The organism is Rhodococcus sp. NPDC057297 (genome assembly GCF_042667435.1).
Lineage (GTDB): Bacteria > Actinomycetota > Actinomycetes > Mycobacteriales > Mycobacteriaceae > Rhodococcoides.
This window is the reverse complement of record NZ_JBHUZE010000004.1, coordinates 131,189-145,911: the sequence shown is the minus strand read 5'-3', so window position 1 is coordinate 145,911 and position 14,723 is coordinate 131,189. Positions and strand designations below refer to the sequence as shown.

The following is a 14,723-nucleotide window of genomic DNA, read 5'->3' as shown; positions in this document are numbered from 1 at the left end:
CCTTCCTATGCGGCCGCGCGTACGACAGCGGCGACGCGCTCGGCCGACAGATCGGCCAGACGTACGTACCCGCCGCGCAGGTGGCGGGCGAAATCGGCGGCCAATCCGAGCCGGACCATTCCCGACTCGCAATCGACGACGACCGAGCCGATGTGATCACCCGCGATGCGGGATGCCGCTGTGCGCGCGCGGCCCACCGGATCCGGTCCGCCCGTCGCTCGCCCATCCGTCATCGCCACGACGAGTGCACGGCGCAGAGGGTCGCGGACCTTCTCACGGAGCACGACGTCCCGGGCTGTGACGAAGCCCTGAGCGAGCGGTGACCTGCCGCCGGTCTTCATCCTTCGCAACCGTGTGGCGGCGACGTCGACGCTCGATGTCGGGGGCAGCACCAGCTCCGCGTCCCGGCCTCGAACGGTGATGACCGCGACCTTGTCTCGGCGCTGGTACGCATCGCGCAACAACGACAGAACTGCACCGGTCACCGCGGAGAGACGATCCCGTGCCGCCATGGAACCGGATGCATCGACGACGAAGACAATGAGGTTGCCTTCGCGGCCTTCACGCACCGCACCCCGGAGATCGGAAGGCTGCAACACGAATCGGCCGGACTGTCGACCTCGCGCGACCTGGGACTCCGCGGCAGCGAACAGTGTCCCCACGAGGTGCAGTCCCTTGCCCGGCTCCGTCGTCGACCGCACGACGCGTCCCTGCGGGGAGCGCGCCCTGGACCTACGACCCGGGGCTCCCTCCCCGACGCCGGGAACCTCGATCGATCGCGCACGAAACTTCTCGCCGGGTGTTGCGGCGTCCCGCTCACCCGGTTTTCTCTCGGGGGCGTCGGGCTTGTCCGTCGACGATGTGCCGGACTGTGGCCCGGGATCGGGCTGCGGTTCGCCGCCACCGTCGTCTCCGCCACCGTCGTCTCCGCCACCGTCGTCGTCGGGTCCCGGATCCGACTCGGCGGAGGACTCCGCCTGCTCGGCGGCATCCCGCATCGCGTCGTCGAGGGCCGACTCGTCGATACCCGGTTCGTCGAAGGGATCTCGCCGACGCCGGTGCGGCAGTGCGAGTTCTGCAGCGACCCGGACATCGGATTCGTCGACGGCGTCGGCGCCGCGCCAGGCGGCGTGCGCTGTCGCCGTGCGAGCCACGACCAGGTCGGCTCGCATACCGTCGACGTCGAAAGCGGCACAAAGAGCGGCGATTCGGCGCAGCTCGGTGTCGTCGAGCACCACGTCGGCCAGTGCCGCCCGGGCGTGCACGATCTTCCGCGCGATCTCCGCGTCGGAGTCGGAGTACTCGGCCGCGAACTTCTCGGGGTTCTGTTCGTAGTTCAGTCGCCGCCTCACCACGTTCATCCGGGTGTCGACATCGCGGGACGCGGTGACCTCGACCGCCAGTCCGAACCGGTCGAGCAGCTGAGGACGAAGCTCTCCCTCTTCCGGGTTCATGGTTCCGACGAGCACGAACTGGGCTGGGTGCGAATGAGACACACCGTCACGCTCGATGTGCACGCGGCCCATCGCCGCTGCGTCGAGCAGGACGTCGACGAGGTGGTCGTGCAGCAGATTGACCTCGTCGACGTAGAGCACTCCACGGTGCGCCGCGGCGAGCAGGCCCGGCTGAAACGCACGTTCGCCGTCGCGCAGCACTTTCTCGAGATCGAGCGAGCCCACCACGCGATCCTCGGTTGCACCGACGGGCAGTTCGACGAGCCGTGCAGGCCTGGTGACACCCTCGTCGTCGACGGCGGGCAGCAGAGCGGCCAACGCCCGGACGACGGTGGATTTGGCGGTCCCCTTCTCGCCCCGGACCAACACGCCGCCGATACCGGGGTGCACTGCGCAGAGGATCAGGGACAACCGCAGCTGCTCCTGGCCGACGATCGCACTGAACGGATAGCCGGGCTGCTGCACGAGAGAACTCCTTCGTCCCGGCGGACTCCGCGCCGGAGAGGTGACGGCCCGCCGGTCCGGCGGGCCTGCTGCGAAGTTGTGCGGTGATCTGACTTCGGCGCTTCGGCCCCACGGGACCGAAGCACCTACACAGTGGCGGGACCGTGCCTGATTCACACAGGACTTCCCCGCATCAACTTCCTGATCGTTCGACGACCGGTGAGGTTACGCCTCGCTCCACGGAGTTCCGCCCCCGCGACGCATGGGTGTGTGCGGAATTCCGTCCTCGAGCACTTCCTCCCCGTCGGGAAGGAATCCGTGCTTGGCGTACATGTCGACGAGGTAGCTCTGTGCGTTGATGCGGCACGGCGCCGAGCCCACCTCGGCGAGCGCTGCGCGCAGAATGCGAGTGGTGTGGCCCTGTCCGCGCGCGGACCGCTGCGTGCAGAGCCGGCCGATACGAAATGCCTTCTCACCGTCGTCGTGCTCTTCCAGCAGGCGCAACGTGCAGACGACCTCGCCGTCTCGTTCCAGCCAGAAATGCCGCGTCTCGGAGAGGAGGTCTCGACCGTCGAGCTCAGGGTAGGCGCACGCCTGCTCGACGACGAAAACCTCGACACGCAACTTCAACAGGTCGTACAACGTCTTGTTGGACAGGTCCAGAGCCCAGGAACGCTTGAGGGCAGCCGCTTGCGTAGTCATCAGCTCTTGCTATCACACGCCGCTGGGCTGTGCGACCTGGGTGGTCTGCCCGAGCTCGAGGCGAGCCGACGTCCAATCGAAGACCTCGCGGAACAACGCCCGGTCCTCGGCGAGCTTCTTGCCGAGGGACGGCACCATTTCCTTCAGCTTCGGCTGCCAACCGTCGTAACGGTCACCGAAGCAGCGCTGCAGCACATCGAGCATCGCCGGCACCGCGGTGGACGCACCCGGCGACGCGCCGAGCAGACCCGCGATGGAGCCGTCGGCCGCGTTGATGACGGCCGTTCCGAACTCGAGCACTCCGCCGCGGCCCTTCTTGCGAATCACCTGCACACGCTGACCGGCCGTGACGAGCTCCCAGTCCTTGCCGACGACCTGGGGCGCGAACTCACGCAGGGTCTCGACGCGATCGGCTGCCGACTGGGCGAGTTCGCCGACGAGGTACTTCACCAAGCCGAGCTCGGTCACACCGACGCCGAGCATGGACATCAGGTTGCCCGGCTTGACCGAGCTGGGGAGGTCCGTGAACTTGCCCTGCTTCAGGAACTTCGGCGACCACCCTGCGTACGGGCCGAAGAGGAGTCCCGGCTTGCCCCCGATGACGCGAGTGTCGAGGTGCGGCACCGACATCGGCGGCGCGCCGACGGACGCTTTGCCGTACACCTTCGCCGAGTGCTGGGCGATGAGATCGGGGTTGGTGCAACGTAGCCATTCGCCGCTGACGGGGAACCCACCGAAGCCCTTGATCTCGCTGATCCCGGACTTCTGCAGCAGATGCAGGGCACCGCCGCCTGCTCCGACGAAGACGAACTTGGCGTTGACGGTCTTCTTTTCACCGGTCCGCAGGTTCGCGATCTTCACGTTCCACGTGCCGTCGGACTGCTTGGTGATGTTGGTGACGTCGGTGCCGAAGTGGACCGTGCCCCCGGACCCGGAGATGTAGTTGAGCAGCTGACGGGTCAGCGCGCCGAAGTCGACGTCGGTGCCCTCGTCGCTCCAGTTCAACGCGACGGGGTCGGAGAAGTCTCGGCCCGCGCCCATCAGCGGCAGCCGCCGGGTGAACTCGTCCGGGCTGTCGATGTATTCCATGCCCTCGAACAGAGGGTTCGACGCCAGTGCGTCGTATCGAGCGCGAAGGTACTTCACGTTCGACTCGCCGTGGACGAAGCTGACGTGAGGAATGGGGTTGATGAAGTTCTTCGGGTCGCTCAGCACGCCGGATTCGATGCTGTGCGCCCAGAACTGACGCGACACCTGGAACTGTTCGTTGACGTTCAGCGCCTTGGCGATGTCGACGGAACCGTCTTTGTTCTGCGGGGTGTAGTTCAGCTCACACAGAGCGGAGTGACCGGTACCTGCGTTGTTCCACGCGTCGCTGCTCTCGGCAGCGGCCGCGTCGAGTCGCTCGTACACGTCCAGCGACCACTCGGGTTCGAGCTGCTTCAGCAAAGCCCCGAGGGTGGCGCTCATGATTCCGGCGCCGACGAGAACCACGTCGGTCTTGACCTGCTGTTCTTTTGACACTGGAGAATCGACTTCCTTGTCCGTGAGTTCTCGCTCGGCGACTGACTGCTTCGACTGTCTACTTTTCGGTGGCGGTTACGTTACCCGTCCGTACGTACCCGATTCGACGCGCCTGAAAAGCCCTGCTCCGATTGTGCTCCTCGTATGCCGCCCGACGCTCCTACTACAGTTGTGATCTGTGACTACCTGGGTGCCCGATGTCCTCGGCGACGGCTACGAACAGACCACCATCGCGCTCGGCGACGACCCCGACGGCGAGGGGACGGTCGAAGCGACCCTCGTGCGGTATCAACCGTCGGGGACGGATTCTGCTCGCCGCGCGGTGATCTACGTGCACGGGTACACCGACTACTTCTTCCAGCAACACCTCGCCGAGCACTTCGCGGCCAAAGGGTTCGCGTTCTACGCGCTCGACCTGCGCAAATGTGGACGGTCGCTGCGCGAGGGCCAGACACCGCACTTCGTGACCGACCTCGGGATGTACGACGCCGAACTCACCGAGGCTCTCGCCTTGGTGCGCGAGGACACCGGAGGCGGGTCGGTACTGCTCACCGCGCACTCCACCGGAGGGCTGATCCTTCCGCTGTGGTTGGACAGGCTCAATCGCAGGAGCGGCGGCACAGCCGCGCAGGGGATCGACGGAGTCGTCCTCAACAGTCCATGGTTCGACCTGCAGGGACCTCCTGCGATCAGAAGCGTCGGAACGACCGCGATCGACGTCATCGGCCGGGTGAAGGCGAAGACTCCCGTGCCGGGCACCGGCCTCGACACCTACGGCGTGTCGCTCGCCGCGTCGGAGCAGGGCGAATGGGAGTACAACCTCGATTGGAAGCCGCTGGCCGGATTCCCCGTCACGTTCGGTTGGATCCGAGCGATCCGGCACGGGCACGCGACATTGCACCGGGGCCTCGACATCGGGGTACCCTCGCTGATTCTCCGCTCCAAGGTCACGCACTTCTCGCGAAAGTACAGCTCGCAGACCGATGCAGCCGACGCCGTTCTGGACGTGCGTCAGATTGCGCGGTGGGCCGGGTGTCTCGGCGACCGGACCACCATCGTTCCCATCGAGGGGGCTCGTCACGACGTCTTCCTGTCCAAGGAGACGCCACGCAGGCAAGCGTTCGACGAGATGAACGAGTGGATCGACTGGCTGTACCGCAGCGCCCACATAGACCGCGAATCCGGACAGAACCACAGCGAGATCGGAACCATTCGATGACCACACCCGAGCACTTCGACATCGCGATCATCGGATCGGGGTCAGGAAATTCCATTGCCGACGATCGCTTCGCCGACCTGAAAGTCGCGTTGTTCGAGGAGCATTCGCCGTTCGGCGGCACCTGCCTCAACGTCGGGTGCATTCCCACCAAGATGTTCGTGTACGCCTCCGAGGTCGCGCAGACCATCCGCGATTCCTCGCGCTACGGGATCGACGCGTCGATCGACAAGGTGCGCTGGCCGGACATCGTGAACCGAGTGTTCGGCCGCATCGATCCCATCGCCGCCGGAGGCAAGGACTACCGCGAGAACGGCAGCCCCAACGTCACCCTCTTCAGCGGTCACGCCACGTTCGTCGGTCCCCGCACGATCGACACCGGAACCGGCTCGGTCATCACCGCCGACCAGGTCGTCGTCGCCGCCGGGTCCCGTCCGGTGATTCCCGACGCGGTCGCCGAGTCCGGCGTTCGCTACTACACCAACAGCGACATCATGCGGCTGCCCGAGCTCCCCGAGCACATCGTCGTCCTCGGATCCGGCTACATCGCAGCCGAATTCGCTCATGTCTTCGGCGCACTCGGCTCCAAGGTGTCGATCGTGGCACGCAAGAACGCCTTGCTGCGAGGGCTGGACGTCGATGTGTCCACCCGATTCACCGAGCTGGCGCAGCGAAGCTGGGACGTCCACCTCGACTCGGGCGAGGTGTCCGCAGTCTCCGACGGCGATCGTGTCGGCCTCGAGCTGAAGGACGGAACCCGCGTGCTGGGTGACGTCCTGCTCGTCGCCGTCGGGCGTGAGCCGAACGGTGATCGACTGGGCGCGGAGGCAGGAGGCATCGAACTCGACGACGAAGGACGAATCGTCGTCGACGAGTTCGGCCGCACCACCGCCGACGGTGTGTTCGCCCTCGGCGACGTGTCGTCGGAGTATCAGCTCAAGCACGTCGCGAACCACGAAGCCCGGATCGTCCAACACAACCTTCTGCAGCACGAGTGGAACGACACCTCGTCGTTCCTGGCCTTCGACCACAGATTCGTGCCCGCGGCGGTGTTCACACACCCTCAGATCGCCGAGGTCGGCCTCACCGAGGAGCAGGCACGCGACGAAGGGTTCGACATCGCCGTCAAGATCCAGGACTACGGCGATGTGGCGTACGGCTGGGCGATGGAGGATCGTGACGGGTTCTGCAAGATCGTCGCGGAGAAGAAGACCGGTCGGATTCTCGGCGCCCACGTGATCGGAGCTCAGGCCCCGACGGTGATCCAGCCACTCATCCAGGCAATGAGTTTCGGGACCACCGTCCCGGAGATGGCGCGCGGCCAGTACTGGATCCACCCGGGCCTACCCGAGGTGGTCGAGAACGCGCTTCTGGGCCTGGACATCTGACCGAGTAGATCACCAGGGGCTGGTGCGCAGCACGATCTCCGTGGCGAGCTCGGCCGATGCGGCCGAGGGAATGTTGTCCACCCCGTCGAGTCGGACGACACGGAAATCGCCGTAGACGAGGCGGCCACTGGCGTCCGCACCCGGTGCCCGGAGTGAACTCCCGACCACGAGGGTCGTCGGGATCTCCACGGCCGGGCAGTCGGCTGCGCGCACGGTTCCGTTCTCGTCGGCGATGGCTGGGTGGGTTCGGTTGCACACCACCAGCGACGTGAACTTGCCGAACGTGCGTGCTGCGAGGCCCCAGGCCAGCTCGGCACCCACTCCGCTGCCGACCAGATGCACCCAGGGCAACCCGAGTTCGGTCAGCAACTCGAGCACTCCATCGTGGTCGAGCCCGTTGATGTCCTCCACCGCAACGGTTTTGAGGTCCGAGTTGTGCAACCGCTCGGCTACGCTGTCGTACACATCGGGGGCATCGCCTGCGTCGGGGAGCAGCAGCACGACGTGCCGCGATTCCGGACCGGCGATGCGCAGGGTGCAGCTCCCGCCGCGGGCTGCAACGTGCTTGTGATCCATGGGATACGACGCTACTGCACCCCGATGCCCACGATCCACAACGGACCTCTTCGCTCGCCGCCCTTGCCTCGGACCCGTTCGGGTTCTATGGTTAGTTACATGAGTAATGAACCGCTTAAGCAACCAAGCTCGTGGACCTCGCGCTGATGGACGAAGGTCGCCCGCTCTTCATCCAGATCGCCGAGATGGTGGAGAACTCGATCATCGACGGCGGACTCGCCGAGGAAAGCCAGGTCCCCTCGACCAACGAGCTGGCGGCCTTCCATCGCATCAACCCCGCAACCGCAGGTAAGGGCCTGACCAAGCTGGTTGCCGACGGCATCCTCTACAAGAAACGAGGTATCGGCATGTTCGTCACCACCGGTGCACGCGACGCGCTGAGATTTCGTCGACGAGACGGCTTCGCCGATCAATTCATCAGGCCGTTGGTCACCGAGGCACGCAAGCTCGGCATGACCGTCGACGAACTCAAGTCCATGCTCGACAACTGGGAGGAAGCACCATGAACGCCCGTCACGACCTCACCGTGGTCGACGACTCTCCAGTCATCGCTTCGGTCCGCAACCTCACCAAGACCTACGGGGACTTCACCGCCGTCGACGGTGTCGACTTCGACCTGCACGCCGACAAGATCTACGGTCTGCTCGGTCGCAACGGCGCAGGCAAGACGACGGTCATGCAGTTGCTCACAGCGCAGAATCGCCAGAGCGCGGGCACCGTCGAGGTGTTCGGGATGCCGCCGTTCGAGAACAGTGCGGTCTCGGCCGACGTCTGCTTCGTCAAGGAAAGCCAGAAGTATCCTGACGACTTCAGGGTCCGTCACGTACTCACGTGCGCTGCACGGCTTCTCCCGCACTGGGATCGGACCTTCGCCGACGAACTGGTCCGCGATTTCGATCTGCCGCCCTCCCGCAAGGTCAAGAAGCTCTCACGCGGTATGACCTCCGCGCTGGGAATCGTCATCGGGCTGGCGTCACGTGCACCGCTGACCTTCTTCGACGAACCGTACCTGGGACTCGACGCCGTTGCGCGACACATGTTCTACGACCGCCTGTTGGCGGATTATGCCGAGAACCCGCGCACGATCGTGCTGTCGACCCACCTGATCGACGAGGTGAGCGACCTGATCGAGCACGTGCTGCTGATCGACAAGGGGCGCATCGTCATCGATGCCGACGCCGACGATCTACGCCACAGCGCATTCGTGATCTCGGGCGCCGCGGACGCAGTCGAGAAGCTCGTCGCCGATCACACTGTGTTGCACCGAGAGTCACTCGGGTCCATGGCCAGGGTCAGTATCGACGCTGCCCTCACCGACGCACAACGAGCACATGCATCTTCCCTCGGCCTCGCCACCGAGCCACTGTCGCTGCAGCAGTTGGTCATTCGGAACACCACCGCGTACGGCCGGGGCGCCTCCCTCACGCCCGATCACGCCACCGAGGAGTCGGTCTCATGAAACGAACGTTCGACGTCGCCCGTCTGCATACGGTCGCGTGGCCGCTGATCATCGGCTGGCCCCTCGGAATTCTCGCCATCTCGTTCGCCATCTGCTACGTCATCTTCGCGTTGATACCCACCACCGACAGCGACTACAACTTCACCGGTGCACTGTTCTCGATGTACGGATTTGCGGTGGGGTTCTATCTGCAGGCCGTGACCCAGACGTTCCCGTTCGCGCTCGGAATATCGGTGACCAGACGCGAATTCTTCACCGCCACTGCACTGGTCGGCGTCGTTCAGTCTGCGGTACTGGCAACTGTCGTGTGGATTCTGTCCGCCGTGGAAGCCGCCACCGGAGGCTTCGGCGTCAAGCTGCGGATGTTCGGAATCGTCCGATACGTGACGGACAATCCAGCCGTGCAATGGTTCGGCTTGTTCGCGACGCTGCTGCTCGTCGCCGCGATCGGACTGTTCCTGGGGGTCGCCTACCAGCAATACCGAGTGAACGGCGTCCTCGCCATCGGCCTGGGCACCGTCGTCCTCGTCGGAGGTGGCGCCATCCTCGTCACGTGGCAACGCTGGTGGCCGCAGGTCGGACGCTTCTTCCTCGACACGCCTGCGCTCGTTCTGCTCGGCGTCATACCCCTGGTTCTGGCTGGACTGTTCGCGGTCACCGGATGGGCAGGGTTGCGGTCGGCAACACCGTAACCTGACGCTCAGGCGTCGACGCCTCGCTCGATGACACCGAGCAGGGCGTCGACGTCGACGTTGTTCTCGACGAGGTCGGCCAGCAGATCCAGTTGGTCCTGACGAAGCTGCGCGACGCTGGTATCCGGCGACACCGCGAACCCCGACCGCCCCGAAAGTCGAGCGGCCCAGCGCAGGAACTCGCGACGGAAGTCGTCGGACTCGAGCACACCGTGCCAATGCGTACCGATCACCGACCCTCGCACACTGCCCTCGGACTTGCCATCGGCGTACGTCAGCAGCGGCGAATCGCCGGCGCGTACAACGCGGCCGTGATGAATCTCGTAACCGGACACCGCCGAATCGGCAAACCGAGGCGACGAACCCTGCACACGCGCCAGCACCTTGTCCGCACGGAATTCGATGTCGAGGTCGAGAAGACCGAGTCCGTCGATCTTTTCGACGTCGGACTCGACTCCATCCGAGATGGTCTGCCCCAGCATCTGGTACCCGCCGCAGATGCCCAGAACGGGCCGCCCGGTGCGGCCACGTTCCTCGAGCGCCTCCGCCAGACCTGTCTTGCGCAGCCACGCCAGATCGGACAACGTCGCTTTGCTTCCCGGCACGACGACAAGATCGGCGTCGGGCAGCCGCGACGGCTCCGTCACCCACTGAACAGACACACCTGGCTCGCACGCGAGCGCCTCGACGTCCGTCGTGTTGGATATGCGGGGCAGCCGAATCGCTGCCACCCGCAGCCATTGTTCGCCCACCGGACGTGACGGACGGCCCACCGGCGCGTCGGCTACCACCCCGAGCGAATCCTCGGCGTCCATCCACAGTTCGTCGCAATACGGCACGACGCCGAACGTCGGCCTGTCCGTGAGTGATCGAAGTTGATCGAGTCCCGGCTCCAGCAACGCCGGATCACCTCGAAACTTGTTGATCACGAACCCCTTGACCAACGCTTGATCCTCGGGCGACAGCACGGCGATCGTTCCGTAGAGATGAGCCAGTACTCCCCCGCGGTCGATGTCTCCGACTACCACCACCGGTATCGACGCAGCGGTGGCCAGTCCCATGTTCGCGAGATCCGTTGCACGTAGGTTGATCTCGGCAGGAGAACCAGCGCCCTCGCAGATCACCACGTCGAATTCACCGCGGAGGGACTCGAGTTCCGCGGCGACGACCGCGCGTAGGGCCTGCCGGTGCTCGATGTAGTTGGACGCGGACACCTGCGCCACCGCGCGTCCGCGCACCACCAACTGCGAGGTGCGGTCGCTTCCCGGTTTGAGCAGAACCGGATTGAACCGCACGCTCGGCTCCAGACCGCACGCCGCCGCCTGCAGTGCCTGCGCCCGCCCGATCTCCCCGCCGTCGAGCGTCACCACCGAGTTGTTGGACATGTTCTGCGCCTTGAACGGCGCCACCGACACGCCTCGGCGCGCCAGCATCCGGCACAGGCCCGCCACCAACACGCTCTTACCTGCGTCGGACGTCGTACCCGCGACCAGCAGCGCACCACTCAGAGCTATCACAACGCAACGTTCATTCCGCAGGCTCCACTCACGGCCAACGCGAGGTTCATTCCGCAGGCTCCACTCACGGCCAACGCAACGTTCATTCCGCAGGCTCCACTCACGGCAGGGTGAGAATTTCGCAGCCCGTATCCGTGACGACGAGGGTGTGCTCGAACTGCGCGGTCCACTTGCGGTCCCTCGTCACCACTGTCCAGCCGTCGTCCCACATCTCGCCGTCGATGGTGCCCAGGTTGATCATCGGCTCGATCGTGAAGGTCATACCCGGCTCGATGACGGTGTCCACCGACGGCTGATCGTAATGCAGCACGACCAGACCGTTGTGGAACGTGGTGCCGATGCCGTGGCCGGTGAAATCCTCCACGACCCCGTAGCCGAACCGATGCGCGTACGACTCGATGACGCGGCCCACGACGTTGAGCGCGCGGCCAGGCTTGACCGCCTTGATGGCACGCATCGTCGCTTCGTGCGTGCGCTCGACGAGCAACCGCGCCTCTTCGGATACGTTCCCGGCGAGGAATGTCGCGTTGGTGTCCCCATGAACACCGTCGATGTAGGCGGTCACGTCGATGTTGACGATGTCGCCGTCCTGAACGACGGTCGAATCGGGGATGCCGTGGCAGATGACCTCGTTGAGAGAGGTGCAGCAGGATTTCGGGAATCCCCTGTATCCCAACGTCGACGGATACGCACCGTGGTCGATCATGTACTCGTGCGCGATGCGGTCGAGTTGATCGGTCGTCACACCTGGCGCGACGGCTTTTCCCGCTTCCTGGAGTGCGCGAGCGGCGATCGTGGACGCAACTCGCATCTTCTCGATCACCTCGGGCGTCTGAACCCACGGCTCGCTGCCTTCGTTCGCCGTCGGCTTCCACGCGTACTCCGGTCTTTCGATCGACGCTGGAACGGACAGAACCGGTGATACGACACCCGGCACGAGTGGCTGGCGCGGCTTGCTCTCGGCGGTCACAGACATGTGTCCAGGGTAGTCGGTGAGGGTCGAACCCGATTGTCACGGCCCGACACGTCACCAGCTATGATGCAGGTCACAGCACCCCGAGGAGCCCGACGTGTCGACCGACCAAGTCCCACGACCCCGCACACGTGACGGCGTTCTCCGTCCACGTGATGGGGATGCGCTGCGCGCCGAATTGAGGCACATCGCCGACGCGTCGGGGGTTCCGGTCGTGTTCGGCGGCGAAGTCGACTCGCACACATTGTGCCTCAGCCACTTTCACGGCACCAGAACACGAGGCCTGGACGGACTCGTCATTCCGAGCAGATCCGGCCTCGGCGGACGAGTTCTGGATCAGCGTCGGCCTGCCGCGGTCAGTGACTACCGAGCGTCGATGTACATCACCCACGATTACGATCAGCCGGTCCTCGGCGAGGGTCTGCAATCGATTCTGGCCGTTCCTGTCGTCGTCGCGGGGGCGTCGCGGGCGGTGATGTACGCGGCGATCCGGGAGCGTGGACCGATGGGCGACCGCGTCGCGGACAGCATGATCCGCGCATCGAAGCGACTGGCGCAGGAAATCGCCGTCCGCGACGAGGTAGACCGTCGGCTGCGTTTGATGGACAGTGTCGCCGCACACCCGGCTGCGCCCTCGACGTCGGCGACGGAGACCCTGCGCGAGATCCACGCCGAGTTGCGTACCCTATCGGGATCCGACATCGACGAAGCCGTGGCAGCGCGCCTCGTGGAACTGTCCGACCGGATCGCAGGCTCGTTGCGCGGTCCCGACGTGGAGTCGGACGTGACACTCTCCGCTCGCGAAACCGACGTTCTCGCGCAGATCGCACTCGGGTGCACCAACGCCGAGGCAGCCGCGAGGCTGTCGCTGAGGCCGGAGACGGTCAAGTCCTACCTTCGGTCGATCATGAGCAAGACCGGTACGCGCACACGCCACGAATCCGTCGTCGCCGCACGCCGTTTGGGTCTTCTCCCTTAGTAGCCGGCAGGCAATTCCTCGAACATCTGACGAGTGACCGCCACCGCGTTGTCCGAGCTGCCGCCGCGAACCACCAGGGTCGCGAACGCCAGATCGCCTCGATAGCCGACGAACCACGCGTGTGATCCACCGTCGACCTCGGCTTCACCGGTCTTGCCGTATACCTCACCCTGGTCGGCGATCCGCTCGGCTGTTCCGCTGGTCACCACCGAGCGCATCATGCCGCGAAGACCGTCGACCATCGCAGGTTCGATCTGCGGGTGTTCCCCCTCGATCGTGGTCTCCCGTCCGACGATGAGAGTCGGCACCGGCGTCGAGCCGTTGGCCACCGTGGCCGCCGCCAACGCCATGCCGAAGGTGGACACCACCACCTTGCCCTGGCCGAAGCCGTCCTCGGTGCGCTGCACCAACTCCTCCGCCGGAGGAACCGAGCCGGAGTCCGTCGGCAGGCCGACCACGTCGTACTCCGGACCGATGCCGAACTGCGACGCCGCCACCGTCAACGCGTCGGGCGCCATCTCGCTCGCCAACTTCGCGAAGGACGTGTTGCACGACCTCGTGAACGCCGTTCCCATGGAGACGTTTCCGAGCGAGAACTCGTTGTAGTTCGGGATGCTGCGTTCGCCGATCTCGATGCGGCCCGGGCACGGAACCGTGGTCTCCGGGCCCGCGAGTCCGTTGGAGATGGCGGCACCGGCAGTGATGATCTTGAAGGTCGATCCCGGCGGATACAGGCCGGCGGATGCAACAGGACCATCCCTGTCTGCTGCCTTGTTCTGCGCGACGGCAAGGACGGCACCGGTCGACGGTTGGATCACCACCGTCATCGCCTGCTCGGCGCGTGCATCCACCGCATTCTGTGCTGCAACCTGGATGTTGCGATCCAGACTGATCGAGAACGACGGCGCGGGCTCGGGCGGCGTGTCGGTCAACACGTCGATGTCGACGCCGTTCCGGTTGACCGTCACCACGCTCCACCCGGCCTTGCCATCGACCTCGTCGATAACGGATTTCTTGACCTGAGAGACCAGGTCGGGAGCGAAGTTCCTGTCGGTGGACAGCAGATCCGATTCATCCGACGCCGATACTCCCGACAATCCCGCGAGTGCCGACGCGACCGTTTGGTAGTCCTCGTCCCGGAGCAACGCAACCGGGTACGCGCCGTCGACGGACGTCGCGGACTCCACGATGCTCTGCGCTGAGATGCTGGAGTCGAACGGAGCGAGAAGCCTGGCGAGGTTCGTGGCCGTCGCGACGATGTTGTCCGACTCGTCGGCGGTGACCTTGATGCGATGTACGACGCCCGGAACCAACACGTCGGTACCGGAGCGTTCGTTCACACGCGCACGCGGCGGTGCCGTCGACCGCAGAGCCATGGTTTGCGTTTCTCCCAGGCCAGGGTGGATGTCGGTCGAGGTCCACCGCACGCCCCACTGCCCGTCTGTGCGTCCCATACGCAGTTCGCCGTCGTACGTCCACACGCGGTCCTTCGGCAGGTGCCACTCGTAGGTGTAGCCGACCGTGGCCGTGTCCCCGTCGACCCGAACCGAAGTTGTCGTAGCTTCCAGCGATTCGGCTTGCAGGTTGCTCCAGGCGTCCGACAACGCGGCGGACGCGACGTCCGGACGATCGGTGTCGGCCGCGGCGGCGTCGATGTTCTGCGAGGAGAATGCATCGAGGAAAGCCTGCGCCGCGGGTTCGGGTCCCGCCGGACTCGGCGTGCAGGCCACCGCCGATCCCGACACCACCACACCCGCAGCCGCGACTACGAGGCAACGACGAACACCCGAAAATTTCAT

General features: G+C 65.3%; 13 protein-coding genes and 1 riboswitch. Of the genes, 6 read left to right on the top strand and 7 right to left on the bottom strand.

The window, feature by feature from the left end; translation table 11 throughout:
• Positions 1-5: 5 nt before the first annotated feature.
• The 3 genes from ACFULT_RS14110 to mqo form a co-directional block, all read right to left on the bottom strand.
• Positions 6-1,919 carry a magnesium chelatase subunit D family protein gene (locus tag ACFULT_RS14110; protein ID WP_378481736.1) on the bottom strand — a complete coding sequence of 638 codons (1,914 nt, stop codon included), beginning with the start codon at positions 1,917-1,919 and terminating at the stop codon, positions 6-8.
• 42 nt (positions 1,920-1,961) lie between these two features.
• Positions 1,962-2,113: riboswitch (adenosylcobalamin (AdoCbl) riboswitch) on the bottom strand.
• 10 nt (positions 2,114-2,123) lie between these two features.
• A complete protein-coding gene (locus tag ACFULT_RS14105; RefSeq protein WP_019664215.1) occupies positions 2,124-2,600 on the bottom strand; it encodes a GNAT family N-acetyltransferase in 477 nt (158 codons plus the stop codon).
• Between the two features lie 12 nt (positions 2,601-2,612).
• Positions 2,613-4,124, bottom strand: coding sequence for a malate dehydrogenase (quinone) (gene mqo, locus ACFULT_RS14100; RefSeq protein WP_020110277.1), 1,512 nt, complete (start codon positions 4,122-4,124; stop codon positions 2,613-2,615).
• A 178-nt stretch (positions 4,125-4,302) separates the two neighbouring features.
• On the opposite strand from mqo, the gene ACFULT_RS14095 reads away from it, so the two are divergent.
• Positions 4,303-5,343, top strand: coding sequence for an alpha/beta hydrolase (locus ACFULT_RS14095; RefSeq protein ID WP_378481735.1), 1,041 nt, complete (start codon positions 4,303-4,305; stop codon positions 5,341-5,343).
• Positions 5,340-6,728 (top strand): mycothione reductase, encoded by a 1,389-nt coding sequence (gene mtr, locus ACFULT_RS14090; protein ID WP_378481734.1) that lies wholly within the window; start codon positions 5,340-5,342, stop codon positions 6,726-6,728. Before ACFULT_RS14095 ends, mtr begins: the two co-directional genes overlap by 4 nt.
• Before the next feature lie 9 nt (positions 6,729-6,737).
• Here the strand turns inward: mtr and ACFULT_RS14085 are convergent, their stop codons facing one another.
• Positions 6,738-7,304 (bottom strand): alpha/beta fold hydrolase, encoded by a 567-nt coding sequence (locus ACFULT_RS14085; RefSeq protein WP_037111461.1) that lies wholly within the window; start codon positions 7,302-7,304, stop codon positions 6,738-6,740.
• 143 nt (positions 7,305-7,447) lie between these two features.
• Here ACFULT_RS14085 and ACFULT_RS14080 point away from each other — a divergent pair, with 143 nt between their 5' ends.
• Genes ACFULT_RS14080 through ACFULT_RS14070 form a run of 3 tightly spaced genes read left to right on the top strand, consistent with a single transcriptional unit; the run spans position 7,448 to position 9,455 of the window.
• On the top strand, positions 7,448-7,810 hold the full coding sequence (locus tag ACFULT_RS14080; RefSeq protein WP_176460127.1) for a GntR family transcriptional regulator: 363 nt from the start codon (positions 7,448-7,450) through the stop codon (positions 7,808-7,810).
• Positions 7,807-8,763, top strand: coding sequence for an ABC transporter ATP-binding protein (locus tag ACFULT_RS14075; RefSeq protein ID WP_037111456.1), 957 nt, complete (start codon positions 7,807-7,809; stop codon positions 8,761-8,763). The genes ACFULT_RS14080 and ACFULT_RS14075 overlap by 4 nt, the downstream gene beginning before the upstream one ends.
• Positions 8,760-9,455 carry a hypothetical protein gene (locus tag ACFULT_RS14070; RefSeq protein ID WP_037111455.1) on the top strand — a complete coding sequence of 232 codons (696 nt, stop codon included), beginning with the start codon at positions 8,760-8,762 and terminating at the stop codon, positions 9,453-9,455. The genes ACFULT_RS14075 and ACFULT_RS14070 overlap by 4 nt, the downstream gene beginning before the upstream one ends.
• 8 nt (positions 9,456-9,463) lie before the next feature.
• Here the strand turns inward: ACFULT_RS14070 and ACFULT_RS14065 are convergent, their stop codons facing one another.
• Positions 9,464-10,963: a cobyric acid synthase gene (locus tag ACFULT_RS14065; RefSeq protein ID WP_378481901.1), complete on the bottom strand. Its 1,500-nt coding sequence runs from the start codon at positions 10,961-10,963 to the stop codon at positions 9,464-9,466.
• A gap of 109 nt (positions 10,964-11,072) precedes the next feature.
• Positions 11,073-11,948: a type I methionyl aminopeptidase gene (gene map, locus ACFULT_RS14060; protein ID WP_052059331.1), complete on the bottom strand. Its 876-nt coding sequence runs from the start codon at positions 11,946-11,948 to the stop codon at positions 11,073-11,075.
• A 94-nt stretch (positions 11,949-12,042) separates the two neighbouring features.
• On the opposite strand from map, the gene ACFULT_RS14055 reads away from it, so the two are divergent.
• Positions 12,043-12,924 (top strand): LuxR C-terminal-related transcriptional regulator, encoded by an 882-nt coding sequence (locus ACFULT_RS14055; protein WP_037111454.1) that lies wholly within the window; start codon positions 12,043-12,045, stop codon positions 12,922-12,924.
• On the opposite strand, the gene ACFULT_RS14050 is transcribed toward ACFULT_RS14055, so the two are convergent.
• Positions 12,921-14,723, bottom strand: coding sequence for a penicillin-binding transpeptidase domain-containing protein (locus ACFULT_RS14050; RefSeq protein WP_378481733.1), 1,803 nt, complete (start codon positions 14,721-14,723; stop codon positions 12,921-12,923). The two genes, ACFULT_RS14055 and ACFULT_RS14050, sit on opposite strands and share 4 nt — an antisense overlap.

Bases quoted from the DNA above. Each gene is read 5' to 3' on its own strand.
- ACFULT_RS14105 (WP_019664215.1), bottom strand. From the start codon at position 2,600: ATGACTACGCAAGCGGCTGCCCTCAAGCGTTCCTGGGCTCTGGACCTG.
- mtr (WP_378481734.1), top strand. From the start codon at position 5,340: ATGACCACACCCGAGCACTTCGACATCGCGATCATCGGATCGGGGTCA.
- ACFULT_RS14085 (WP_037111461.1), bottom strand. From the start codon at position 7,304: ATGGATCACAAGCACGTTGCAGCCCGCGGCGGGAGCTGCACCCTGCGC.
- ACFULT_RS14075 (WP_037111456.1), top strand. From the start codon at position 7,807: ATGAACGCCCGTCACGACCTCACCGTGGTCGACGACTCTCCAGTCATC.
- ACFULT_RS14070 (WP_037111455.1), top strand. From the start codon at position 8,760: ATGAAACGAACGTTCGACGTCGCCCGTCTGCATACGGTCGCGTGGCCG.
- map (WP_052059331.1), bottom strand. From the start codon at position 11,948: ATGTCTGTGACCGCCGAGAGCAAGCCGCGCCAGCCACTCGTGCCGGGT.
- ACFULT_RS14050 (WP_378481733.1), bottom strand. From the start codon at position 14,723: ATGAAATTTTCGGGTGTTCGTCGTTGCCTCGTAGTCGCGGCTGCGGGT.